Source organism: Stieleria marina (assembly GCA_007741555.1).
Lineage (GTDB): Bacteria > Planctomycetota > Planctomycetia > Pirellulales > Pirellulaceae > K23-9.
The window spans coordinates 2,605,854-2,630,731 of the sequence record CP036526.1; the positions used below are offsets into that span (position 1 = coordinate 2,605,854).

Below are 24,878 nucleotides of genomic sequence, written 5' to 3' on the forward strand. Positions count from 1 at the left end.
TGCCGGTGCATTTGGGTGGAACGAGGGGGCAGCTTGGTAGTACACTGAGGGGTATGGATACACCGATCACCCAAGCTGGAGCAGAGCAAGGAAGTACTTCCGGTGGGACAAGTAGCATCTTTGATTTCGGAAATCAGTCAGAAGTGGCTGAGGCCGTTTTGTATTTGGAATTGGTGCGGCAAGGATTTAGTGCAGAAGCCTTTCAGCTTGACGTCTACAAATTTCGTTCTGCCATCATCCTTGTTAGCGCCGCGCAGATCGAACGCGACGGCAAGGTCGACACTCAGTCGTTCGCTTGGTTGCAAGAGAACGAATCGACCTGTTTGGATACGCTTTTCACAGGGATTCGCGCCCCTACACATAATCCAGCCGATTACCCCAGTTCCATCGGGCGTTTCATCCTGTTGGGCGTGATCGGCGAAGGCGGCTTTGGGGTGGTCTACAACGCGATCGATGTTCGGTACCGACGCCGAATCGCGTTAAAGGCATTGGTCACTGGCGCGCGCGGCTACGAACGTTCGCGCGAATTGATGAAGCGTGAAGCAAGGATCATGCAGGAAGCGAACTGCCTGCACATCACGCGCGTTTACGGTTCGTACGAAATTGGACGCGAAACGGTGATCGCCATGGAATTGGCGAGCGGGGGAAACTTGGCGAGAATTTTGTTAACCGAAGGAGTCTTTGATCGCCGGAAGGCTGCAGAGATGGCCCGACAGGTCGCCGCCGGAGTTGAAGCCGCCCACGCACTGGGAGTCATCCATCGCGATCTGAAGCCAGGGAATGTGCTTTTCGATGGCGAATCGAGATGGTGCGTAAGTGATTTTGGACTCGCCAAAAAAATGGACGAAGTCAATTCTTACAGTAGCGTGGACAGAATGCGTGGGACGCGCGCGTATGCGTCGCCCGAACAACTTGATCTGAAAGACGCAAACGAACAGTCCGATGTATTTTCGATCGGAATGATCTTGTTCGAATCTGTGACAGGCGTCCGCGCGTTCCATGCCGACGGAACCGAAGAACAAAAGTTGCTAATCAAAAATCAGGTGGGCATCAACACGAAACACAATCGCCAAGTGATGGGCGCCGACCTGCTGGCGATTACTTTAAAATGCCTGCAGCCATTCCCCGAGCATCGTTATCAAACGGTCAGCGAACTGCGGCTGGACTTAGCCAGCTATCTATCGGGCAAACCCATCTCGGTGCGTCCGCCAGCGGCATGGGACGAACTCAAACGGTTCGCACGGCTCTACAAAAAAACCAGTTGCGCCGTGGTGGCAGCTCTTTTGTTGGCGTTTTTGTTCTCTGTCGTTTTTGTCGACACCCAGGCGCGTCGTCAGATGAGCATGCAGATGCTTCGTCATGGTTCCATTTCAACCGTGATGGGTGAACTGCCCAATCTGCAGGCCGATGCGAGATCGCGTGCACTGAATCGGATCACCGAGACGGCACTGACGTACGGTGCTGACGATGATCTGGTCGAGCCACTTGCTGCGGTGTTGCTTAAACATGGTATGAAAGAAGTTTGGTCGGTTCCCGGTAATCAACACCACGGGTTTGACGTCACTTTGGACGGGACAAAGGCCGCGGTCGCATCGGCAACCGGTGGCGTCGACATCTACTTCAAAGAAGCTCTGTCAGCTACCGGGAAAACGGCTGTAGGAAAAACACGGGAAGGTCGCGAAAAGACGCACCTCGATGTCGGATCCAAGGAACCCGTTCTCTATCTCGACTGGTCCAGCAATGGAAACTTTTTGGCGGTGATGAATGAATTGCCAAAAGATGCGGACGCAGATAGTCGGCGGCCGTTTGCCATCGTGGATGTTCGATCGGGTGAGCTGATCAATTCGATCCCCCAAGGAATCCACGATCATGGTTGGAGCTTTTCTGACTGTGGTGAGCGAGTTGTGGTCGCCGATGCCAGTAGCGGCGAAATCAAGCATATCGATTTACAAAACCGGACTGAGCTGAGCCGGTTTTCGATACCCGATGCAGCTTGGGTACGCGCTGTCAGCGTGCTGCCGGACGGCGAGTCCGTCGCGATCGCTTACGCCAATACCGGTGACGTCGCCGTCTGTCGATTGACCGACGGGACCATGGTCGAACAATGGCATGTGCCCGACGACATTGCTGATCTGGACACGGGCCCGCAGGGCGAAGTCGCTGTCGCGGCAGACGAGGAAGTCTATCTTTTTCAAGCCGGTCTATCCCAGGCCGTCGCGCTGTTCCACGCCCATGACGCCCCCATCGATCGAATTCGGTTTTCGCAAAATGGCAATCAGATTTTGACGCATTGCAATCGAAACTTTCTCCGGGTTTGGGAACCCAGAAAAGGTGAGCTGTTGATGAAAGCGACGTCATCGCGGCACGTGAAATTTGTTTCAAACGACGACCAAATCGCTGGTACGTTTGCGGTTGATTCGGCAGACGCACCAGGCTTGGGAATCGTTTCGCTTGAACGAAGTCGTTTTTGCCAGCACTATCGGATTCCCGAAGCAGGTGAAGCCGTACGTTCGATCGCGATCAGCGAAGACGGCAAATTACTGTTTGCTGCGACCGATGGTGGGATGGCGAGGATCCCCTTGGGCCCTGCTGCCAATCCAATGACGATGATTGATCGATTGCCATGCGCGGACGTGTGCGTGACGGGAGATTTTCTCTTCAATTCCGGACGTTTTCGCGTCAACCTTCGATCCGTACGAGATCGAACCGAAGGATTCTGTCGCGGGCAAACACTTAGCTATTTCACTCAGGATCATCACTATGGCAGTCCCCTCGTGGTCGATAGACAGGCGAACACGGTTGCGTTTTTCCAGGCAGCCACGCAGGAATTGGTCGTCTTGCGGGGTGACGAGCGTCCGCAATCATTGGCAGCCGGTGGTTTCGATTGCATCGCGATTTCTGCGGACGGTCGATTTTTGGCCGGGTCGCGGTCGAAGCAAGATGGAGTCACACGCATTTGGGATTTGGACGATGAATCGTCCACCGCAGACGTCAGTTTTGCAGCGACTAGCGTTGCCTTCATCGACCAATCGCGGTGCTTTTTACTGGGCGGTGGCAATGAATACCAGCTTTGGGATCTTCAAACGCTTTCGGTCGCTCGAACGATTCCTCGAGACCATCAAACGATTGACGCGCCGATTGCGACCTGCGCCGCAGCCAATGTGGTCGCGATTGTGACCGAGGCGAACACCATTGATTTGTACGACACCATTTCCTGGGACAAAAAACTGGAAATTCCCATCGGATGTGACAACATACGAAAGCTAGTTTTCGCGGCCGGTGGTAGCAGGCTGGCCGCACTGGGACGCGATGGATCGATCCATGTTTTCTGCTTGACTCGTTTTCAATCAGAATTTGCACGGCTGGGCTTGCGTTGGCCCATCAATGTGAAAAGCAACTCGAAACGGGCTCTCTCACCGCCCGTTGGACAGCACTTCGTTTCGCACCCAACGTTTGAATGGATTAAGGGAGCCAGGAAAATTCGACAGGAGGCGGCTCCGCTTCACCGGGCAATTGAATCGTTGTTGGCGTCGATCGATCAGTCGGGGGCCGATACGAGTGCGGACACCTACCGTTCATTGGCCCACAAGTATTTGATGCTTGGTGGTGTTGATCAGGCCAGGAAGTATTTCGTCTTGGCGATGGAAACCGAACCGAATGACGAGGATCATTTTTTCGCGGGCTTGTTGTCTCTGGCAGTGGGTGACACTCCGGGATTCAATCGTATTCGCGGCAGAGTGACTGAGTCCGAGATTAGACAGGACACGCTTGCGTACATGTCCGCGCGAATGGTGCTGTTGGGACCGGGAGTGGACCCGCCAATTGCGAAAGCCATCATTGATACAGTCAATCAACGCTTGCTTCTTGATCGACCCTCAGAAACGGAGTGGCTTTCCACGATCCTGGCGTATGCTCTCGTACGCGATCAGCGATCGGGCGACGCGGTCGATGTCATCGAAAAAATCGGTGACCGAAGTTTTGCGGAATTTGATTTGTTTGAAAAATCAGTCATGGCACTGGCGTTCAGCCACAACGGGCAGTTCCAGCAAGCGGCAGAGCTGATCGATCTTTGTCGCAAGTCTCCCGAACACCGTTTTGAAAATCTTCGTATTCTCTCCGAGCTCTTGCTGTGTGAAGCGGCTTCGTTAACCGCTAACCAGCAATGATCGTTGGCTGCTCTTTCTGGTTCGGTCTAACTCGGTGTGTCTTTTGCGACGCTCTCCCAATCAAAGTTTGCCGTCGTTGCACCGGCTGCAGTAATTGAATGCGCGGCAACTTTTGCCGCGATAGTTCCGGCGGCAAAACAATCGCACCGTTTGATCAATGCGGAGAGAAACGCTGCGAAAAACACATCGCCAGCTCCGGTCGTATCCACAATCGGACTCGGTGGAACGGCAGCCGGGATCGCGATGTATTCGTTCTCCGCTGGGCTCAATAACGCTCCTTCGGCACCCAGTTTGACGCCCACGATTCCCCTTGCTCCATGATCGCGGTAGGTGGCAAGGATCTCTTGGGGATTTTCACGCTGCGTTTGGTGTTTGGCTTCGGCCAGGCTGGGGCAATAGACGTCGACGTAGGGCAAGACATCCGACAGCGGATCCATGGTGCCGCCGTCCCCGGCCGAATCCAATGCAGTCAGGCAGCCGGTTTTCTGAATCGCAGCAAAGACGTCAGCGAGTTGATCAAGCATGTGGGGAAGCAGGGGATAGTATCCCAGCAACATAGCGCGGCTGCGTTTAAACAATGCCGTCGAGCGGTGATAGTCGTCCGCCGTCATGGCTTTGGGCGCGCCCTGGCTGTGAACGAAACTTCGTTGCCCATCCGCGTCGATCATGACAACTGTCGCGCTAGTCGGTAGCGTTTCATGCTGAGTGATGGCACTGCAATCGACTCCGGCGGCAGTATAAGTATGCAAGACAACGTCGCCCCACCGATCACGTCCGACCGCGGAAAAGCCCGCCGCTTGCAGGCCCAATCGCGTCGCCGTGATCGCGGCATTGGAAACGATGCCCCCAACGGATAATGTGATAGGGTCGACGCGATGAAGTCGACCGACTCCAATCGGCTGCAACAGATCCACCGGGTGCACCAACACGTCGACTGTGCAGGACCCGCAAACGATCAGGTCAAAGTCGCGGTTGTCGCTGGCAATTTTCATGTTGTCGTATCAGTCGTGATGAATCGGAAGCATTCGGAATTTTTAAACGCACTGTGATCCCGACATGAAAATTGTACTGACCAATGATGATGGCATCGATGCGCCGGGGCTGCAGGCACTTTGTCGCTCGGTGACCGAAGCGCTTGCCGATTATTCGCCGGAGATCATCGTCGTTGCTCCGGATCGCGGACGCAGTGAATGTGGACACAGCGTGACGCAAACGCGGCCGCTGACTCTAAGATCCGTCAAGCCAAATTGGTACAGCGTGGACGGGACACCGGTGGACTGCGTGCGTGTCGCACTCAATGCGTTGATGCCTGAAACGGACTTGGTTTTTTCGGGGATCAACCAAGGTGCAAATTTGGGCGTCAATCTGACAGTAAGCGGAACCTTCGCGGCTGCCAGAGAGGCGGCAATGATTGGGTTGCCAGCAATGGCGGTAAGCCACTATCGACACCCCGATTATCCGAAGTCGTGGGATCACTGCAGTCGGTGGCTGCGTGAAACGCTGCAACAGTTTGCAGCTCAGACTGTGTCAGCAAGAGACAATTGCCAGACGCCGGAGTCGGCAACAAGCGGATCGCTATGGAACGTCAATCTTCCGGCAATTGATCCCAACGCCGCTCCATCGATTCACGAATGTGAGATCGATCAATGCCCAATTCCGCGGACGGTTAAGCGTGACGGCAGTTTGGTTTCGTTCGAATTGGACTTTCACGGGCGACCACGTCAACCTGGCCGTGACGTGGCGGCTTGCTTTGCAGGCAACATGACAATTAGCAAATTGTCTCCGTTCCTCGTCTGAACGGGACGCTTTCTCAGATCATCGCTTTGGCACTAGCTTGTCTGCCCAACAGACTTGCGGCAGTCATTCGTAGCACGGGCTGTTTGTGATGCGGCTTCACAGAAATTTGCCGCAACCAATTCCGTTAACCAGTTCTGGGCCCAGGACGTCATCATTGTAGACCAACCCAGGCGTCATCTTTGCTTCTCAGCCCTGGGGTGAATCGTAAAGGTGTTTCCCGATGCGACTAGCTATGTGGCTTGCTGGCAACGGCGACAGTCGAATCTTCCATCGAGGCTGCGACCGGGGCGACACCACCGACGACCTTCAACGGTTCCAATTCTCCGCGAACAATGCGAACGCTACGAGGGGCTTCGATGCCAATCGCGACGCGGTTACCGGAGATACGACTGACCGTCAAAACGATGTCGTCACCGATACGCAACTGTTCACCTTCTTTTCGACTCAAAACTAACATAGCTATTACTTCCCTGATTTTGTGTACAAAACTAACTTTGCGAATAACCGTAAGTACAAATTGCGTACCAGTTGATGAACAGAAAATGAAAATTGAGCGTTTTTGTTTCTCAGTTAACAAAAACCCGGAAAATGCGGGTTTTCACTTAAGGTCGCCAGTCTCATCATTCATCTGTCGTCAAAATTTGATAGCACTCTGCGACTCAAGAAACCGCTTGAGTCTCCCGTTTTGAACATCGAGTCTCAAATTGCGACCTCGTTGCTCCCCTTGGGTAAAAGAACTATCGCATCGGCCCGTGACACGTCCGGTCACGCCCGAATTGCAATTTTCAAGAAACCTGGCGGATAGTCTTTTCCGCCGTGGGTATTGAGAGGGCGAACTGGCTGGAGGAACTGGCTGGGCAAACCGCTGAGTGACTGAGCCGATGACTGACTTGGACCTTCGGACTGGCGAGTTTGGTAAATCGGCAAGTTGATGGCGGATGAGGCATCACGAAGCGTGAAAGAGTTCGTTGCCGATCGCTTCGCTAGTATTGGTTTTCAGCCTCCCTCCAAAGCGACGCGCCAGTAATCGTCCGACATCTTCTTCACATCGATGTGGTCGTAGACCCAGACTTTGCGCGGCGTGTTTTCAGGCGGCGTATCCACTTGTCTTTCGCTGGCCAGTTCGGGGCGTAGCAATGCTTCGACGACAGCCAGGTCCCACATCACCCAGGTCTTGGAACTTGCAAACTTCGTTTTCCACTGGCTCGTCAAGAACTCGCCCAAGTCACCCATGGTCTGCTGACGACGAAACGTTTCATCGCGATCAAATTTCAATTCCCCCGACACGTCGGCGGACATGATGTGCAGTTCAAGATCGGGTTGGTCGAGCAACAAATCGGCTGCGTTGAGATCGCGCCGGACATTGAATTCTGATTTGTTCCAAACTCGCTTGGCCGCATCGTATCGAAACCCCATTAAGTAAGCCTTGATCTTGGGGGCGATCTCTGGTGCCAGTTTGATTGCCGATGCTAAGTTGGTCGAAGCACCTAGGCAAACGACGTGCAGTTGCTGTCCGTCGGGCAAAGATTTCGCGTGCTGGATGATGAACTGTGCCGCCGCAGAATCTCTCGCGTCCGTGCCACCCCATGGTTTTCCAACGGGGCGGTCGGCGCCCAGCGGCAGCGATAGGTCTGTGCGTCCCAGTAAAGATGCGAGGCTCTCGTTGATCTTCTGGCTTGCCTGAACCGAATTGGGGTCACCCAGATAATGAAACCACTGCGCCGATGAAACTCCCAGCACGTCGAAATGATCCTGCCGCAGCATCCGAACGATCGAGTACATGTCATCGATTTCGTTGGCTGTGTCGGCATCCAATATTAGCTTGGGGCGCACTCGTTCTTCGCAGAATCCAGTCGCGCCGACCCACAGCACGATCAAGCTTATAAAAAGTCGAAACGTCAACGAGTGTCTCCTTTGAAACGCGGTGCTTTGGAATCCAACGGTCGTGGATCGAATAACCTGCTTCGTATTTGTGATTCGGCCCAAGCGACCACCGACGCGATGTCCGTGTTGGTTGTTGTGTAGACTATCAGACCATTCACTCACAGTCGTCCAATCAAGTGTGCTCACCAAGGAATCTAGTTCGTGGTTCGATTTCATTTTGCTTTTTTGATCACAGCTAGTCTGTTTTTAAATCCTGGTTGGTCGCAAGACAAAACGGCCGCGAGCGTCGGCCCTACCTACCAGACTCGATTGGACGTTGCTTATCGATCCGAATCGAATCCTTTGATCCAGCAGAAGTGCCGCCTGGATGTGTACCATTGTGACAACAAAACAGGACTGTCGACGGTGGTTTGGTTCCACGGCGGCGGTCTGACGGGTGGCAAACGGGAAATCCCCAAGCGTCTGCAAGACTGCGGAGTCAATGTTGTTGCCGCCAGCTACCGTCTTTCGCCGGACGTTACCGTTGGCGATTGCATCGACGATGCTGCCGCTGCCGTTGCCTGGACGATCAATCACATTGCGGACTTTGGTGGGGTTCCGAGCAAAGTGTTTGTCAGTGGGCATTCAGCGGGCGGCTATTTGACCAGCATGATTGGACTGGACAAAACCCGGTTGCAGAAATACGGCGTCGATGCTGATTCGATCGCCGGATTAATTCCGTTTAGCGGACATACGATCACTCATTTCACGGAACGAAAATCGCGGGGGATCGATGGCAAGCAACCCATTGTCGATGAAATGGCACCGCTCTTTTACGTCCGCAAAGATTGCCCACCGATTCTGTTCATCACAGGGGACCGCGAGCTGGAAATGCTGGGCCGTTACGAGGAGAACGCGTACATGTGGCGAATGATGCAGGTCGTCGGGCACGACGATGCCGAACTGATGGAGCTGGACGGCTACAACCATGGGCAAATGGCTGACCCGGCTTTTCCATTGTTGCTGAGATTTATCGAAAAACACTCCAAGTGACGTGGGCTCGCTTTGTGGCTCCAGGTCTGCGGTCGATCCGGTATACTTTGGGCTTTGGTTCACCTCGATCACGCTCGCTTTGACGCGGCGTCAGTTGCCACCTGCAGGGACATAAAATGCGATTTCCATGGTTGTGCTCGGTGTTTGTATTTGCGCTGTTGATTGATGGCGGACTTGTTGAGCGAGCGTTTACGCAAGACAAGGTCGACGCTAAGAAATCGGAGGTGAAACAGTCGGCGGAAAAGACCGCGAATCGTGCAGCGGTTAACCCTAAGGCGCCGAAAGAAGCAAAGAAGTCTGGCGATTCGAAGAAAGAATCAAATGATACGAAAACAGTCAAGAAGAAACCGAAGACGCCGGCCGAGAAGATTCGCCAGTTAATGTCAGAGAAGGATTTTGCTGGCGCCGCAAAAGCACTGGACGCAGCCATCGAATCGGGAGACGCGGCAAAGCTGGAGCCGATGCGAATAACGATCGCCACCGGATTTGCTCGGTCCCGGAATTACGGCCAAGCATTCGAACAGTACGACAAACGAGTTCAGTATCTAAGCGAGAACTTAGACAAACGCAGTCAGCTAACGTCGATCGTGCCCGTGTTGTCGATGGCGCGAATGTACGGCATGAGGGCAAAGCGAAAAGACCAAGTTGACGAACTGTTCGCCAATGTCGCCCGCAAAGTTCACGCAGCGACGAAGGAGAACACGAGTAAGTACCTTGATCCGATCTCGCAACTTGCTGTCTTGAATGCGAATCACAATGCCACCGGAGAAGACGACTACGAAAAAGCGAGAGGAATTCTTGCCGATCAATTGCAACGGTTTGATGCGTTGGAAGTCGGAGCGGACGAGGAAGTTGATTTGTTGATCGCCACGCTTCGGTTGAAATCCGCCAAAGCGAGATTTCCTGGCACTCAACCAGCTGAGATTGAGGACCTGGACCAATTCCTGGCCAGCGCGATCGAGGCGCATCCCGATTCGATGCCTCTGTTGACGGAATATGCTCAAGTAGAAGTGATACGGATTTCGCAGCTCTATAGTGTGTCACCCGATCAGGCTCAGGAGCGGATCGATCGTCTGCGAGAAATTATCGAAGAAAAGGGGGAAGGCAATCGTCTGTTGACGGCCCGGATTCGGCAGCTTGATTCTTTAGAAACGCGCATTGAGTCCGCACGAAAACTGCTGGCGATGGTTGGCAAACCAGCACCCGATTTCGATATCGAATCTTGGGTAAACGAAGGCGACACGACGTTGGAATCGCTGAAGGGGAAGGTCGTGCTGGTTGACTTTTGGTCGGTCTGGTGTGGACCGTGCATCATGACGTTTCCCCATCTACGCGAGTGGCGCGAAGAGTTTCAGGACAAAGGATTCGAGATTGTTGGCGTCACGCGCTACTACAACTACAAGTGGGATGACAAAGCAGAGCGTGCTGTTCGCGCACCCTCGGGCGACAAGGCGTCGCCGGAGGACGAGCGTGAAATGTTAGTTTCGTTTCTGAAGCACCACGAACTACAACACCCCACGATCATCACGCCCAAAAACAGCAAGATGCAGTCGGAGTTTGGTGTGACTGGAATTCCTCACGTCGTCTTGATTGATCGTGACGGCAAGGTTCAGATGGTGAAGGTCGGAGCGGGCGCTAAAACGGCTAGCGAGATTCACGCCAAGCTTGCCAAATTAATCGAGCAGGAATGATTGAGACGAAACCAACATGCTGAAAGATTCGCTTACCAAGTACAAACGCATCGTCCTCTTAACGGACGGTTACTCGACGCCCTTTCTTGCCAAGACTGCTATCAGTTTGCTGCGCTATCGGGGCGATGACATCGCTGCGGTTTTGGATAAGGAACATGCTGGCCAAACGGCGCAGCAGTTGCTGGGCTACGGCGAATCGATTCCGGTTGTCGACAGCCTTGATCAAATTGATGCCGACGCATTGTTTATTGGCATTGCACCTCCAGGCGGAAAACTTCCGGCCCAGTGGAAACCCATTGTGATGGAGGCGTTAAGGCTGGGAATGGATGTCGTTTCGGGATTGCACGACTTTTTGTGTAACGATGAATCCTTTGTTGTCGCCGCGCACGAACGCGGCGCCAAATTGATCGACGTGCGTCGCAACAACGAAAACGAGACAGCTAAAGCAGTTGATTTTCGCCGCGAGTGTCTGCGCATTCATGCGGTCGGCAACGACTGTAGTTTGGGAAAGATGGTCACCACGCTTGAAATTCAAAAGGGATTGCAGGAGCGCGGGTGTGACGCTGGTTTTGCGGCGACTGGCCAAACCGGAATTATGATCTGCGGAAGCGGCATTCCAATTGATTGCGTCGTGTCTGACTTCGTCAACGGTGCCACAGAGCGTTTGGTGTTAGCCCATCAGGATCATGATTACTTGTTGATCGAAGGACAGGGCAGTATTTCGCATCCGGCTTATTCGGCCGTTACGGCGGGGCTGTTGCACGGCTGCGCGCCCGACGGCTTGATCTTCTGTTACGAATCAGGCCGCGAAAATGTCAAAGGTTTTGATCACCGTGTGATCCCCGAAATGGAACGGATCTATAGCGCTTACGAAATCATGTCGAACTTGCGTCATCCGTGCAAAATTATCGGGATGGCAGCCAATACAAGGCATTTGACCGAAGAAGCTGCGTTGGCTGAAATGCAAGAAATGGAGTCGCGTTTTGGCGTGCCTGTTTGTGACGTCTATCGTTTTGGGTGCGATAAACTTGTCGATGCTGCGATTCAGCTACGAGCCGAAATCGTCGATTGATCCGACCGATCGATTTCACCGGCAGTTGGCTTGCTCACGCTACGTGAGCCAAATCGCGTATGCTTTCCACTGGCGTCACGCACACAGGTAAACGAGAATCGGTATCAACACTTCAAGCATTCAGTCCATCGTTCACCATCGCCTGTTCGCTCCAGCGATCTTGGTCGCAGCCGTCTTGTTGTCTTTCGTTGGGTCTCGACTGGCCACTGAGACGTGGGAGATCAGTGTTCAACCGACTGACGCTGACGTTGCCCCGGAACCGCTCGCGGTGGCGACGGACATTTTGAAATCGGAGGTGATCCAGCAACGCAAGTCCACGGTCAGCCAAGTGCTGGACGCGAGTTCATTGCAACGCGTTCAGCAAAAAATGGACGCGGATGAAGCGGTCGTCTTCGCTGACTTGGAATTGCCCGCCGACGCGACGCCAACGGATGATGCGATTCGTTTAACCGTCGGACATCACTTTGGAATTTGGTCCATTCTTCCTGCGATCATAACGCTTTCATTGTGTTTGGTTTTTCGTGAACCGTTGCCTGCTCTCTTGTTGGGGATCATTTCAGCCGCGTTGATATTGAGCCGATTTGATTTGACTGATGCCGTGTTGCTACCAGCAATGGCGTCGACATCGGCCGCAGGGATCTTGCTGTTGTATTTGTGGCTGTTGGGCGGGTTACTTGGGATTTGGGCAAAGACAGGTGCGGCGCTCGCGTTTGCGGACTGGACCTGCGCAAAGTTTGTTCGGGGACCGCGTTCTGCGAAATTAGTTGCATGGGGATTGGGCATCCTTTTTTTCCAAGGCGGCACGATCAGCACCGTATTGGTTGGCACCACGGTCCGCCCGATTACCGATCGCAACCGCATCAGTCCTGAAGAGTTAAGCTACGTCGTCGATTCGACTGCATCGCCCATTGCGTCGCTTATCGCATTCAACGCATGGCCTGCTTATGTGGGAGCGTTAATCTTTGTTCCTGGTGTCAGTTATCTGGCAACCGAATCAGACCGGATCGGGTTCTTTTTTCAGTGCGCTCCGCTCAGCTTCTACAGCATCTTTGCAGTGCTGGGCACATTCCTGCTTTCGATCGACAAAGCCCCCGTATTGGGCAAGCGATTTCGCGAAGCCATCGCAAAGTCGCGTCAGGTGGGACGGCAATCGCATCCAAACGATGCCGTTTCGAAAACAGAGAATTCAGTGAAAGTCGAAACGACGGAGCCGACGGGTTTTGAAGGCGACGTCCGCGAACAGATTGCGGATGGTTACCACGCCAGTGCGTTTGAATTTGCTATTCCGCTGATCGTATTGATCGTTATCGCAGTGGGCACCGGGTTCTTGGGCAGCAAGCCGCAAGTGCGTTGGGCTTTCTCTGCCGCTCTGGTTGTCGCGGCAATGATCGCGTTGTGCCGAGGACTTCGCATGCAGTCGCTTATCGAAGGCATCGGAGACGGTCTGAAAAGCGTCACGGTCGTTTCGGTGATTCTTGTGATGGCCGTGATTCTGGGCGGATTGACAAAGGAACTTGGTGGCGGACTGTACGTATCGGGAATGATTGGCGAAAACGCACCGCACTTGATTGTGCCGGCCGTGTTGTTCGTGATGACCGGAGCGATGGCGTTTGCGACGGGCACAAGTTTTGGTACCTACGCGATTGCGTTTCCACTGACGATGCCGCTCTCGCTATCGATTGCTTCGGGCATGGCTCCCGAATCGGGCGAGTGGTTCGTCATGATTTGTTTTGCTGCGGTTCTAAACGGCAGCGTTTGGGGGGACCAGTGTTCGCCGATTTCCGACACGACGATTCTCAGTTCCCTGGTGTCGGGGTGCGATCTAATGCAACATGTACGCACCCAGTTGGTGCCCGCCTGCGTGGCCGGTTTCTTGGCCATGGTCGCCTGGACGGTGATGACGATGATCGTGACTTGATCAGCATCTACGATGTTGACCTAAACAGGGAGCGGCTGGGACGAAGTGTTTTTCGCGGTTGGGTGAATTTGGTCTGATGAAAATAGCGATCGTCGGCAGCGGAATCGCGGGATTGACCGCAGCGTATCGGCTGTCGGCGCGTCCCGGTTTCGATGTCACTCTGATCGAGCGAGAAAGGCAGTTTGGACTGGGGGCTCATACGTTTGAATGGAACGACCCAGGCGGGCAGCAAGTGACTGGTGATTTGCCGCTCCGGATGTTCAACGCATCGAACTGGCCGAATTTGCATGCCTTGTATGACAAAGCCGGCATCGAGTATTCGCCGGTCAACATGACGCAGAGTTTTTCGCAGTTGGATCGGCGCGTCGATGCCGAGCAATCTGTCGTGGACGTGAAGACATATTTGACGCTCCGCAGTGCGATCCAGCCGAAGTTGGGAACACAGTTCTTTCGTGAGGCAAATCGCAAAATCGCGGTAGAGTCGCTCCGGCTGAAAACGCAGGGGCATCGCGATTTAAAAAACGGAATCGACCCAGACGAGACTCTGGCTGACTACCTGAGTCGCAACCGCTACTCGCGCGTGTTTCGTGAACGCTTTTTGTATCCGACGCTATCGTCGACGGTGTGTACGTGCAGTTATGCGAGCCTGGATCGGTACCCTGCGCACATTGTATTTGCCGCGCTGGATCGGATGACGATTGAACAACCATTGTTAAGACTCCGGCATTCCGCGAAACACGCTGCCAAACGCTTGGTAGCGTCTATTGATGATGTCAGGCTGCATTGCGACGTGCGATCAATTCGTCAACAAGGCGATCGACCGAAGGTGCAATTCGCCGATGGATCCAGCGAAGACTTCGACTGTGTGTTGGTGGCGACGCAAGCCAACACGGCTGCCAGGCTGATCGAGCATCGTGATTCATTTTCTCAGCTGCTTGATACGATCGAGTACGAAAACGTCCATGTCGTCGTCCACCGTGACCGTCGTTTTCTGCCTCAGCGAAAATCCGACTGGTCGACGTTTAATATGACGATTGATGCTGATGCGTGCCAAGCGATGTGCACGGTTTGGATGAATCGATTCCACGATGACTGGACAAGCGAATTCGATGTTTTCCAAACAATCAATCCGGTTTGCCGACCAGAGAGCGTGATGGCGGAAGTATCTTTGCAACGTCCAGTCGTGACGACGCAATCACAGGCAGCGGTGCACGAGTTTTTGCGTCGCGATCACACACCGGAGCAGCGAATTTTGTTGGCTGGTTCGTGGGCCTCGCCGGGGATTCCGCTGCTTGAAACGGGCGTGCATTCTGCCAATGACGCCTGTGATTTCATCGAAAACGCGGCGATCGCGATAGGGAATTAGCGTGTTCGCTGTCGTCAGTTGGCGATTCAGTAGAATGGACACGGTAGCGAGGGGCCTAACGAAAAGTCAAAACGCAGGGCCGTGTCGTTTTGTGCTTCCCGAATCGCTGCCCGCTGGGAAACTGGTCGCCACCGATTGGAATTGAGTTATCCCCATGACGGCATCCGCCATAAACCCCTATCAGCCACCCCAGTCGCCAACCTCGCGAATTGATGGTGTGCCGATCGATGAAATTCGATTCGTATTGTCGAACCGAAATTTGCGGCACGGGCAATCACATCACTTGATTCGTTGTCGCCCTTGGGCAGTCAGTCTTGTATCGGTAGTGATGATTGGTATTAGTTTGGTGGCGTTTTCCTATGCGGTCTTCTTTGTCGGTTCGTTCGCTGCGCTCTTATTGATGCCGCTACTGATGGGCGTATCTGCTTGGGCCTATCAAGTCGTCATTCGACAGCCCCAGCGGGCAACTGAGCAACGCATGGCGGAGTGTGGGTTGGTGGCTGGAGCACACGTCAAAGTGGAGCCGCATCCGGACCACTTGATTGTCGAGACAAGTAACGCGGCGGATATTAAAACCGTGCGTTGGAATCGAAGCGTTGTGAAACGCTATCGCACACCGCTAGGATTGATGATCGTCCCCGAACCGTTCGTGTTCCTGTTTCTTCCAAGTCGTGGTCAGTTCGATCGGCTTACGTTTCAATCGATATTGGAGTTGTTTCCACATCGATAGGATCCGCGGGCGAGCGGTGATCGTGTTGCGTGTTTGGATCTTTCAGTGCACTTTGTTCTTTCGCGATCGCTTTTTGCATTGGCTCAGTGCCTGGTCCGATCACACAGCTTTTCAGTGCCGTCAGTACCATGACCCCGTTGGTCAAAAACGGGACGTAGAATGTCTGGGCTTCCGCAGTTGCAATGGAAACCGCTTCAAGGATTGATAAAACCAGAAACGTCGCAAGAGCTGATGCGAACGAAACGAGGGCCAAACGCAGGGCGAAATGCCGTCTGCTTGTGCTTTGGATTACCCACATGCAGGACGTGGCGGTCACGGCGGTGACGAAAGCGAACAACGAAAGCATCAGTGTCGCACGCCACCAGCCATCGGCCCATAACTGCCACTGCCAACTGTTTCGACCATAGTTCAGAAACGCGATGAAACACGCCGTCGCTGTCACCACCATCAGAAGGGACCGCAGGTCGAAGGAAAAGAGTGGTGGGGCATCGGGGCCTGAATGCACGATTCGCATTGCTGTTGTCAACACAAACGCAATGGCGGTCATATGCACGACCAACATCACCGCAAGCACTCCGGCACCGGGAGCACGCAGCCCCACTTCCATGATCAACATCGCCAGCTGCCAGCAGCCAACCGAAACGGAAGCAAGCACGATCAATCGGATGGGCCACCAGGCTTTGGTTGTGACAATCCAGAGCGCTGTCAACGAGCAAGGCGCAACGGCAACCCCCAGCAGAGCGAGTCGAGCATACGTGTTTAACAGAAGCGGTTGGCGATACAGCCAAACAGCAAGCAGGACAAAAGCAGCAGCCCAAATCGTCGCTGCGCGAACCGATACGCTGTGTTCACCTTTGCTCGTGCGTTGGGTCATCAAGGTTCGTCCCTTCAGCTAGGATGGAGACACCGGACGCCAGGGGCTCGCTGGTCGATTCTTTCGATGCACCCGATTTAACAAGCGGCCACTTGGTTTCGTAACGGATTTCTGTTCGCTGGCACGTTTGCAAATTGTACTATGCATCTTTACCTGATACGTCATGCCGAAAGCGAGAACAACGCCAAGCCCGCGTATCAACGCGTGGAGGACCCTGGATTGACGCCAGTCGGGCACCTTCAGTCGCAGCACCTTGCCACTTGGCTGGAAACGCTCAAATTCGATGTGTTGATCACCAGCCCTTTTCGCCGGGCGCTGCAAACCATCAAGCACTTCATCGACGCATCGCCAAGGCAGATCGATGTTTGGCACGATGTTTTTGAACGCGGCGGTTGTTTTCGCGGACATGGTCCGCAAGCGACCCAAGGAGGCGAAGGCTTGGGGCGAAATGAAATCGGCAGTTTTTTGCAGTGTGATCCGTCGCTTGTGACGATCGACGAAACCATCTCTGAAAACGGATGGTGGTACAGAAAGGCACGCGAGACCGATTCGGAAGCAAAGCGAAGAGCGAAAGTTGTTCGGCAGCGCGTCGTGGACACATTTGGTCAAACTCAGCAAAGTGTCGTGGTCGTATCGCACGCCGATTTTATCGAACTGTTGCTGGCCGAAATTTTCGCTGGCGTGCTCGACACCAGCAGCGTCGGACTACTTCGAAATACGGGGATCACGCGGCTGAACTTTTCGGGCGACCAATGGGAGCTTGACTGGCTGAACTCCGTCAGTCACCTGCCTGCAAAACTGAGTGTGCCCAGGGCGTAGTCAGAGCTTACTCAGGGCATAACCTCCACGATCGTCGGCTTGCTGCGGCTACCACTGATCGCATCGTGGAAATTGCGGCCAGCGAACGATAGTGAGGGCGTTTACGCAATAGAACGGACGCCGCGACGATGTTTCGATTCCTATGGAGGAACGTTGTGTTTACAATCGACGTCGAGATTTCGCTTCCAATTTGCAATTCCTTTTTGAGCGATCGTCGGTTTCGTGCATAGAGTTTTACTTTCGATCGGGGGCACGTTGATTCTTGCAATGGCATGCCGTGGTTCCGGTTATGACCAAGACATGAAACCGCTGCTGTCGCAGTATTGCTCGGAGTGTCATAGCGGCGAACATGCCAACGGCGACGTCGATTTTGATGATTTCGCAGCGAGTGGATCAAACATTGATGATGCGTTCGAACTGTGGGAATCAGTCGCTGGGCATTTGGAGAATCGCACGATGCCACCTGGCGATAGCCCGCAACCGAGTGATGAGGAACGTCGTCGAGCACTGATGTGGTACCAGACGTTTGTTGAATCGGTTCAGATGCGTCCGGCCGTGATGCGCCCCCGACGGCTATCGGTCATCGAATATCGCAACACGCTGCGATCAGTGCTCGGGTTTGATTTGCAAACGGCCGTGATCGAAGCCGAGCAAACCGACAGCGAGCGATCGCTGGTTGTCAAATTGCTGCCGACGGATCCACCCGGTGCCAGCGGGTTTACCAACGATACCCATGCCAATCCGATCACGATGATTGCCTGGGAGCAGTATGCGTATTTGGCGAACGTGGGTTTGGAAGCACTCTTTTCGCAATCACGCCGGAGTGATTTAGAGGTTCTGGCGGGGCCGATTGATTCAGGCGTCGGTTTGACCTTGGAAAACGCCCGCGAAGTGATCCGTCGTTTTGTTCCCAAAGCGTATCGCCGCACAGTAAGCGATGCTGCGATCGAAAAAATCGTAGCACGCTTGGACAAAGAAGATGACAAAGAGATCGCCGACAAACTTCGATTCGAGATGAAAGCCGTGCTGATGTCGCCAGCGTTTCTGTACCGTGGGTTTTTGGCGGAAGGCGAACGGGGGCAATCGGTGGACGTTGACGATTTTGAACTGGCAGAGCGTCTTTCGTATTTTCTTTGGGCGGATATGCCGGACCAAACTCTGGTCGCAAAAGCCGAAGCGCGCACTCTGTCTGATCCCAAGACGCTTGCAGGCGAGGTCGATCGCATGCTGGCGTCGCCCAAAGCAAGGAGCCTATCTGAAGTTTTCGTCAGTCAATGGTTTACGTTAAGCGAAATCGATCTCGCTTCGGACAACCCGCCGATTCGTGACGCCTTGAAATCGCAGCCAATGGATTTCATGCATTTTTTGCTGACGAATGACCGACCGCTGATGGAGATGGTTGATTCCGATATCTCGTTTATCAACCTGCATACCGCCAGGATGTACGGCAAGGATGCCAAGCAGTTGAACAAGCATGTCAAACAGAAGGGAATCGAATCCGAAGTCGTGCCGAACCAACAGATTCGACTGGAGCATTCAACGGAGCGCGGAGGCGTTTTGACGATGCCGGGCATTCTGGCGATGAACCGAGGGCCGATTCTTCGTGGCACTTGGATTTTGGAACGTATTCTGGGGCAACATCTGCCCGATCCGCCTGCGAATGTGGGGCAGGTTGCCGAAAATCGCCGCGGCGAATCTCTGACGTTTCGCGAACGATTCGAACAACATCGCTCGAGCGACGCTTGCTCAGTTTGCCACGACAAAATCGATCCGCTTGGTTTTTCGCTGCAGACGTTTGACGATAGGGGGCAGTATTTGCTGGCTGAAAACTACCAATCCAAATCGAAGGGCAAGTCAAAAGGTACACTGGTCAGTGTTCAGGAAATTGACGCGAGTGGGCAGCTCCCTACTGGCGAGCGTTTTCAGGATGTTGGCGGTCTGAAGCAGATTCTGGTCACGAGCCAGCGAAAGGCCGTGATCCGAAACATCGTGCGTCAGGCTCTTGCTTATGCGCTGTGCCGCAAGCTTGAGTTGTTCGACCGCCCGACGGTAGAATCGATTACCCAAACCATGGCCGACGACAACGGAACTTGGCGAGACTTGATACACGCAATTACGCACAGCGTGCCATTTCGTAAAGCAATCTTTTCCGAACGGGATCAGTGATGACAAAAAGAACGAAACTCGACCGACGCACTCTGCTGCGTGGTGCCGGTGTGCTGCTGCCGTTGCCCTTTCTGAATCTGATGAAGGGCTCTGCGTTGGCCGCGCCGGATAGCAAGCCGCCCAAACGATTCATGACGCTTTTCAAGCCTAACGGCGTTCATCCACCGTCATGGAATATCAATGCGGGCACGGAGTACGATTTTCGTTTGTCACCTTTGATGAAGCCTTTTGAAAAGCACAAAGACGACCTGTTGGTGCTGGACAATATGGGTGACTTTGGCTTTTCGTCGCATGCCAATTCGACGCGTCGTTTTTTGTCAGGTCATCACGCTGTCAAAAATTCGGCTTCGGTCGACCAATTGATCGCCAAGAAGATCAGCGGTGATACCCCGCATCGATCGATCGAACTGACGACCGAAGGTTTGTTTCCCAATCAGTTCGGCTGTAGTTACATCTCTTACGACGAAAATGGCGGTGCGATTCCGCGTGAGAGTGATCCGCAGCTGGTTTTTGATCGATTGTTCCGCAACCCGCTGGCCAATCCAAAGCAGCGCAAAGAGATGGCGAGTGTGCTGGACCGAGTGCAGGAAGACGCGCGTTCGCTTGGTCGAAAAGCCGGTGCAGAGGACCGACGGACGTTGGACGAATACATGCAAGTGGTTCGCGATTCGGAGCGAAGGCTCGGGACGATGCAGCAGGTGGAGCCGAACGCAAAGTTTGACGTCGATTCGTTTAAGCGGCCTGGTACCGGCGCCAACTTGGACGAGCAAGTCGACATGATGCTGGATCTGATCGCGTTGGCACTATGGACGGATTCGACACGCTGCATCACGTACATGTTGGGCAATAGTAATAGCCGCATGGTGTTTGATTTCTTAGGGATCAAAGAGCAGCATCACTATCTATCGCACTTTTTCCGCAACTTTAGTCGCGAAAATTTGGATTCGCTTTTGAAGATAAGCCTCTGGCACATGGAGAAGTTTGATTCTCTGTTGACCAAGTTAAAATCGCATGCGGAGGGTGACGGGACGTTGCTGGACAACACGTTGGTGCTTTACGGAAGCGGCATGGGGCACAGTGATAACCACACGGCAACGCGGATTCCGATTGTCATGGCTGGCGGCAAGGAACTGATCAAGACGGGCCGATATGTTCGCTATGCGGAGAACCAGCAACTGGGCCGTTTGCACCTGTCGCTGATGCACAGCTTTGGTGTCGACATCGATGCGTTTGGCGGATCGCTGCAGCCGCTGCCAGGAATCAAGGGCAGTGATTTTCAGCCGTATCAAGAACGTCCCTTCAAGAGTTGGGTCCGAATGGATGACACGAGCGTCACCGTGCAAGGGCGACTACGAATGTCCGACGACTTGAACGAAGCGAAGATCTTTTACGTGGACGTCGACGGGCAACCGGCGGTGAAAGTAGAAGTCGTGTTTCGCGATTTTCACGACTTCAACTTAGCGTATCACTGCGGAACAGGCGTCACGCTCCAAGGGCAAGGCAGTCGCCAAGGCGAGCAGGTGATCGTCACGAGATTGAAATCGATTCAATCCATTTTTGGGAAGTCGAAGCCTGGGACTCAAAATGGCTAAGTATCGCTTTGCGACGCTGGGGCTATTCTCTCGAATCGGCGAACTCCACGAACCCGAAATATTCCGGGTGGTGAAAGCGCGGGAAGTTTCGGTCGCCTTGTGACCATTGGCTCAAAACCTTTTGGTCGTCTTCGAGCCGATTCAGATTCAGGCGCCAGCGGTCACCCGGTTTGGGTTTGCCGGATGGCAAGACATGCTTGAACAGGCTGAAAGGGATCGCGACTTCCAGCGACCAACCCTGATCGACATCACTGGAGTCATTGATGCTTCCGTCGACAGCGACGGCGATTTGGATTCCCTCGGGGTTCCAATCGCTCGGCTTGCCGGGAACGCTGGCGGAGCGATACGCGTCCAGTTGCGCCCCGAGTGCGTTCATTTCCAAGTTGAAATAGTTTTCGGCATGGTTGATCTCGGGTGAAGCAAAAACTTCGACACAGTCATCGCGGTAGACTTTGCTGTCTCGCGTGTTTCGCTTGGCTTGGACGTCTTGGTCGCTGCATTGGAACGAAACGTAAAGATAGTCGTCGTCCCACAACATGCGTGCGTCGGTAGGCTGTCGATTGCCGTCGTCTTCGTCCGACCACGTGAACACAAAATCGCCGATCGAAGCTGCCGATGCCCAAGGTGATTCGTCACGTTTGCCATCGATCACGATCGGGCCGGTGGCACGAAGGATCAGCGCCTGCTTGTGCTGAAGCGGTCCAATTTTCTTCTGCGCGGACAGGAAGCTTAGCAAATCAGCGGCTTGTTGTGCCGTCATCCCCGACAACAATTGATCGGGCATGGCTGATTTCGCCACTGGCTGCATCGCTTCGATATCATCGGCAGGAACTTTGAATTGTTTTCCTGTTGAATCGACAAGCGTCAATTCCACGTCTGTTTCATTCACGACAATTCCGGTCAAAGCCTTACCGTCGACGGTTAGTATCTGTCGTGATCTAAAATTGGGCGCGACTTTTGTCGACGGATTCAAGAGGCTGGCAAGGATTTCGTCGGGCCGCTGCTGAGATCCAATTCCACTTAGATCCGGGCCGACGTTTTGGCCCACTTGTCCGATGCGATGGCAGGCACGGCAGTTGATATCGCTGGCTTGTTCAAAGAGATGGCGTCCGGATTCGGCTGATCCTTTGATTGACAGGAGAGCGTCGGCGTCGATGGTCGGTCCAAGTCGTTTGATTCGTTGGTCTTCGGGCAAGTAGTGCTCAAATAGATCGCGGACCAACGGGGTATCATGCGTCGTAGCAAGTTTGACGACGCGATTCTTTAAGTTGGCATCCATCGATTCGTCATTGCATGCCATCGAAAGTGACATCGCGCCGGGGAGTGTCGATAGCAGTGATTGAATGTCTGCTACGGAGGTAGGGCCATCGGCAAGAGCGGCAATGGCGTTTTTGATTCTCTGATTCTCTTCTGACTTCGGCGGCAGCGATTCGATCCAGTCGTACAGCAGTTGCACACCCTGGATATCGATCACATTGGATCCAAATTGCGGCATGTGGCCGCGACCCGATTTCAATGCCCGATAGAGGAGCACGCTTCGCAGTGGATCACCTGACGCAACGACACATGCGTTGTCGAGTCCGAGGGACCCCTGGGCGGGCGCCGCATCGATGTAATTGTTTTCTTCAAGCGTCTTGGTCAGGTCAAAGTTAAAGTCTGCTGTGCCCCCTCCCTGCTTGCGATGGCAAGTCGAACAATTTAAAGCCAAATACGACCGAGCGCGGTCCTGTAATGGATGCGTTGTGTCGTAGGGTGACGGCGGGGGTGGATTGGCTGTAACGTGTTTTTGGAAAAGGCCCAGTCGGGTTAGGTGATCGAGTTGGTTTTCCGTTTCCAGGGCAATGTTCAATTGCTCTGGCCAAAAGGCGTGTGCAGTCCCTGCCGCCCAGATATGACACAGCAGGCACTCACTGCGGCTTGCGTGGCGCCACGTTTGGCTGCGTGACCCGCCGGCGACACCGGGGTCTTTGATGACTAATTTGCGTTCCGTCGCGACGTCGTCCTGCAGAACAGCATCGGTTTGTTCGTCGTTCCAGATGTAGTTGTAAGCACGCCAATCGTCGTCGTATCGATGCAGCAACTGTGTTTCGATGTGACGCTGGGATTCGGGGTTGCTGGCGTCCGTGTAGTAGCTGACTGTTTTGGCTAGTACCGTGTCGGGCGGGAAATTGAACCGCCCCGCGGTATCACCCGTCATCCAGTTGTCTTTGTTATAGAGCCCCAGTTGTTGCGATTCGGGAACCGCGATCCACTGTCGCGAATGGGCGCCATCGGCCCAGTGGTGAGCGCTGATCTGGTACTCGGCAACGCCCAATGCTGGAATTTGTTTGGCGACATTTGAAAAGATGCCGGTGTCGGCCAATCGACGTGGAAACGGTTCTTGGTTGGTTTCGATGGTATTCGGGTCTAGCCGCAAAATGGTTCCGTCGTAGGCCAGAATCAGAACATCGCCATCGGGGCCCAGCATGAACCCGATGATTTGATGCGGCGTGTCGACAAGTTCTTTTTGCCAAAGCACTTCGTCGCCTTGGTGTTTGAGCGCCCAGACTTTTCCGGTCATCCAATCACCGTAGATGTACGCCCCTTTGAGTTCTGGGATACGATCGCTTTGCCAGAAGTGTCCGCCGGAGATCGACCGTGATTCGACGTGCGTGTGTTCGTAGAGTGGGAGCGTGATGGGGACTTTGGGTTGGATGCCCTGTTTCACTGTCTGGCTTCCCTCCATGATGCTCCACCCATGATTGCGGCCGCGAACGACCCGGTGAATCATTTCGCGCATTTCCCATCCAACGTCTGCTGCCAGCAGGTCACCGCTGGCCGGATCGAACGCAATTTTCCACGCGTTGCGAAGTCCAAACGACCAGATCTCTTCTCGCGCATTGGGTTGGCCGACGAATGGATTGTCCGATGGGGTTCGATACGGCTGGGCAGCCGTTGGATTGGTAACGTTTATCCGCACGATGGAGGCTTGCAGATCGCTCAAGTCTTGGCCGGTATTGTCCGCATCGGGCGGATAGGGGCCTTGCCCATCGCCGACCGAAAAGTACAGCATTCCATCGGGGCCGAACTGCATCGTTCCGCCCGCGTGCCCCTTGCTGCTCCAGCTAAGAAGTTCTTGCAGGCTACCTGGGTCAACGCTGGGAACCGTCGGATCGGTCACCTTGAGTCGACCAAGCTTGACTCCGTTTAGATCTTTCGGGTTCGTCACATACGTCACGAAACACCACGGATGTTTTTCCTGATCGGGGTGAAACAAAACCGCGTAGGCATTGAAGACGCGGTCACCATGAGCATCACTCATGTCCAGGAACGGTTTGACCACTGCGTTGGCGGGATCATTGTCAAACATCACAAGCTTTCCCGCGTTCTGCGTCGCGATCCACTTCTTCGCCGTCGGCACCCAAACCGCGTCGGTGGGCCGATCAAGTGACACACCGGGAAAAACGCGTGTCGCTTTGTAAGGCAAGGGCGGATCAGGGCTGCCTTTGACTTTGGAATCCAGCCACGGGATCTGCCGCGTAGGCACTGCATCTTTAGCACCTAATTCGCAGCGATGGGCAAAGGCGATTGCAATCCATGCCAAGCAAATGGCGAACGCACGCAGGTGGAGCTGATTCATAATTGCAAAAGATCCCAACCGATGTCGATGAAAACCGTGTGATGGCAGGTCGCCATTTTACGTGATTCATCGTCCCAGCGGGAGCGATTGGGAACCGGTTTCACTCGCAAGCGTCATTCGGCAAAGCAGCCGAATTTGCGCCGCGTTTGGGA

At 54.0% G+C, this 24,878-nt stretch carries 16 protein-coding genes; 11 read left to right on the forward strand and 5 right to left on the reverse strand.

Annotated elements, in window-relative coordinates:
• The first annotated feature begins 53 nt into the window (after nucleotides 1-53).
• Nucleotides 54-4,166, forward strand: coding sequence for a WD40 repeat domain-containing serine/threonine protein kinase (locus K239x_RS09010; protein WP_419189857.1), 4,113 nt, complete (start codon nucleotides 54-56; stop codon nucleotides 4,164-4,166).
• Between the two features lie 26 nt (nucleotides 4,167-4,192).
• Here K239x_RS09010 and K239x_RS09015 read toward each other — a convergent pair whose 3' ends face one another.
• Nucleotides 4,193-5,158 carry a carbohydrate kinase family protein gene (locus tag K239x_RS09015; RefSeq protein ID WP_145417499.1) on the reverse strand — a complete coding sequence of 322 codons (966 nt, stop codon included), beginning with the start codon at nucleotides 5,156-5,158 and terminating at the stop codon, nucleotides 4,193-4,195.
• A gap of 64 nt (nucleotides 5,159-5,222) precedes the next feature.
• On the opposite strand from K239x_RS09015, the gene surE reads away from it, so the two are divergent.
• A complete protein-coding gene (gene surE, locus K239x_RS09020) occupies nucleotides 5,223-5,963 on the forward strand; it encodes a 5'/3'-nucleotidase SurE (protein WP_145417500.1) in 741 nt (246 codons plus the stop codon).
• Between the two features lie 226 nt (nucleotides 5,964-6,189).
• Here the strand turns inward: surE and K239x_RS09025 are convergent, their stop codons facing one another.
• A complete protein-coding gene (locus tag K239x_RS09025; RefSeq protein ID WP_145417501.1) occupies nucleotides 6,190-6,420 on the reverse strand; it encodes a carbon storage regulator in 231 nt (76 codons plus the stop codon).
• 539 nt (nucleotides 6,421-6,959) lie between these two features.
• The gene (locus K239x_RS09030) at nucleotides 6,960-7,865 is read right to left on the reverse strand and encodes a nucleoside hydrolase (RefSeq protein WP_419189858.1); all 906 of its coding nucleotides are present in this window, start codon (nucleotides 7,863-7,865) and stop codon (nucleotides 6,960-6,962) included.
• Between the two features lie 183 nt (nucleotides 7,866-8,048).
• On the opposite strand from K239x_RS09030, the gene K239x_RS09035 reads away from it, so the two are divergent.
• The 6 genes from K239x_RS09035 (at nucleotide 8,049) to K239x_RS09060 (ending at nucleotide 15,656) form a co-directional block, all read left to right on the forward strand.
• A complete protein-coding gene (locus K239x_RS09035; RefSeq protein WP_419189859.1) occupies nucleotides 8,049-8,879 on the forward strand; it encodes an alpha/beta hydrolase in 831 nt (276 codons plus the stop codon).
• A gap of 116 nt (nucleotides 8,880-8,995) precedes the next feature.
• The gene (locus K239x_RS09040) at nucleotides 8,996-10,570 is read left to right on the forward strand and encodes a TlpA family protein disulfide reductase (protein WP_145417503.1); all 1,575 of its coding nucleotides are present in this window, start codon (nucleotides 8,996-8,998) and stop codon (nucleotides 10,568-10,570) included.
• A gap of 16 nt (nucleotides 10,571-10,586) precedes the next feature.
• On the forward strand, nucleotides 10,587-11,642 hold the full coding sequence (locus K239x_RS09045) for an N-acetyltransferase DgcN family protein (protein WP_145417504.1): 1,056 nt from the start codon (nucleotides 10,587-10,589) through the stop codon (nucleotides 11,640-11,642).
• Nucleotides 11,643-11,817: 175 nt separating this feature from the next.
• The gene (locus K239x_RS09050; RefSeq protein ID WP_145417505.1) at nucleotides 11,818-13,560 is read left to right on the forward strand and encodes a Na+/H+ antiporter NhaC family protein; all 1,743 of its coding nucleotides are present in this window, start codon (nucleotides 11,818-11,820) and stop codon (nucleotides 13,558-13,560) included.
• A 76-nt stretch (nucleotides 13,561-13,636) separates the two neighbouring features.
• On the forward strand, nucleotides 13,637-14,926 hold the full coding sequence (locus K239x_RS09055; RefSeq protein WP_145417506.1) for an FAD-dependent oxidoreductase: 1,290 nt from the start codon (nucleotides 13,637-13,639) through the stop codon (nucleotides 14,924-14,926).
• A 154-nt stretch (nucleotides 14,927-15,080) separates the two neighbouring features.
• Nucleotides 15,081-15,656 carry a hypothetical protein gene (locus K239x_RS09060; protein WP_145417507.1) on the forward strand — a complete coding sequence of 192 codons (576 nt, stop codon included), beginning with the start codon at nucleotides 15,081-15,083 and terminating at the stop codon, nucleotides 15,654-15,656.
• Here the strand turns inward: K239x_RS09060 and K239x_RS09065 are convergent.
• Nucleotides 15,616-16,530: a hypothetical protein gene (locus K239x_RS09065; protein ID WP_145417508.1), complete on the reverse strand. Its 915-nt coding sequence runs from the start codon at nucleotides 16,528-16,530 to the stop codon at nucleotides 15,616-15,618. The genes K239x_RS09060 and K239x_RS09065 overlap by 41 nt on opposite strands.
• Before the next feature lie 141 nt (nucleotides 16,531-16,671).
• Here K239x_RS09065 and K239x_RS09070 point away from each other — a divergent pair, with 141 nt between their 5' ends.
• The 3 genes from K239x_RS09070 to K239x_RS09080 all read left to right on the forward strand — a co-directional run bounded on the left by K239x_RS09070 (nucleotide 16,672) and on the right by K239x_RS09080 (nucleotide 21,107).
• Entirely contained in the window at nucleotides 16,672-17,349 is a 678-nt protein-coding gene (locus tag K239x_RS09070) for a histidine phosphatase family protein (RefSeq protein ID WP_145417509.1), read from the forward strand.
• Between the two features lie 222 nt (nucleotides 17,350-17,571).
• Complete coding sequence (locus K239x_RS09075) at nucleotides 17,572-19,515, forward strand: DUF1592 domain-containing protein (protein ID WP_145417510.1); 1,944 nt, start codon at nucleotides 17,572-17,574, stop codon at nucleotides 19,513-19,515.
• Nucleotides 19,515-21,107 carry a DUF1552 domain-containing protein gene (locus K239x_RS09080; RefSeq protein WP_145417511.1) on the forward strand — a complete coding sequence of 531 codons (1,593 nt, stop codon included), beginning with the start codon at nucleotides 19,515-19,517 and terminating at the stop codon, nucleotides 21,105-21,107. Before K239x_RS09075 ends, K239x_RS09080 begins: the two co-directional genes overlap by 1 nt.
• Nucleotides 21,108-21,129: 22 nt before the next feature.
• Here the strand turns inward: K239x_RS09080 and K239x_RS09085 are convergent, their stop codons facing one another.
• Nucleotides 21,130-24,726 (reverse strand): carbohydrate-binding family 9-like protein, encoded by a 3,597-nt coding sequence (locus K239x_RS09085; RefSeq protein ID WP_145417512.1) that lies wholly within the window; start codon nucleotides 24,724-24,726, stop codon nucleotides 21,130-21,132.
• Between the last annotated feature and the right edge of the window lie 152 nt (nucleotides 24,727-24,878).

Bases quoted from the DNA above. Each gene is read 5' to 3' on its own strand.
- K239x_RS09070 (WP_145417509.1), top strand. From the start codon at position 16,672: ATGCATCTTTACCTGATACGTCATGCCGAAAGCGAGAACAACGCCAAG.
- K239x_RS09025 (WP_145417501.1), bottom strand. From the start codon at position 6,420: ATGTTAGTTTTGAGTCGAAAAGAAGGTGAACAGTTGCGTATCGGTGAC.
- K239x_RS09040 (WP_145417503.1), top strand. From the start codon at position 8,996: ATGCGATTTCCATGGTTGTGCTCGGTGTTTGTATTTGCGCTGTTGATT.
- K239x_RS09010 (WP_419189857.1), top strand. From the start codon at position 54: ATGGATACACCGATCACCCAAGCTGGAGCAGAGCAAGGAAGTACTTCC.
- K239x_RS09055 (WP_145417506.1), top strand. From the start codon at position 13,637: ATGAAAATAGCGATCGTCGGCAGCGGAATCGCGGGATTGACCGCAGCG.
- K239x_RS09060 (WP_145417507.1), top strand. From the start codon at position 15,081: ATGACGGCATCCGCCATAAACCCCTATCAGCCACCCCAGTCGCCAACC.
- surE (WP_145417500.1), top strand. From the start codon at position 5,223: ATGAAAATTGTACTGACCAATGATGATGGCATCGATGCGCCGGGGCTG.
- K239x_RS09045 (WP_145417504.1), top strand. From the start codon at position 10,587: ATGCTGAAAGATTCGCTTACCAAGTACAAACGCATCGTCCTCTTAACG.
- K239x_RS09015 (WP_145417499.1), bottom strand. From the start codon at position 5,158: ATGAAAATTGCCAGCGACAACCGCGACTTTGACCTGATCGTTTGCGGG.
- K239x_RS09080 (WP_145417511.1), top strand. From the start codon at position 19,515: ATGACAAAAAGAACGAAACTCGACCGACGCACTCTGCTGCGTGGTGCC.
- K239x_RS09065 (WP_145417508.1), bottom strand. From the start codon at position 16,530: ATGACCCAACGCACGAGCAAAGGTGAACACAGCGTATCGGTTCGCGCA.
- K239x_RS09085 (WP_145417512.1), bottom strand. From the start codon at position 24,726: ATGAATCAGCTCCACCTGCGTGCGTTCGCCATTTGCTTGGCATGGATT.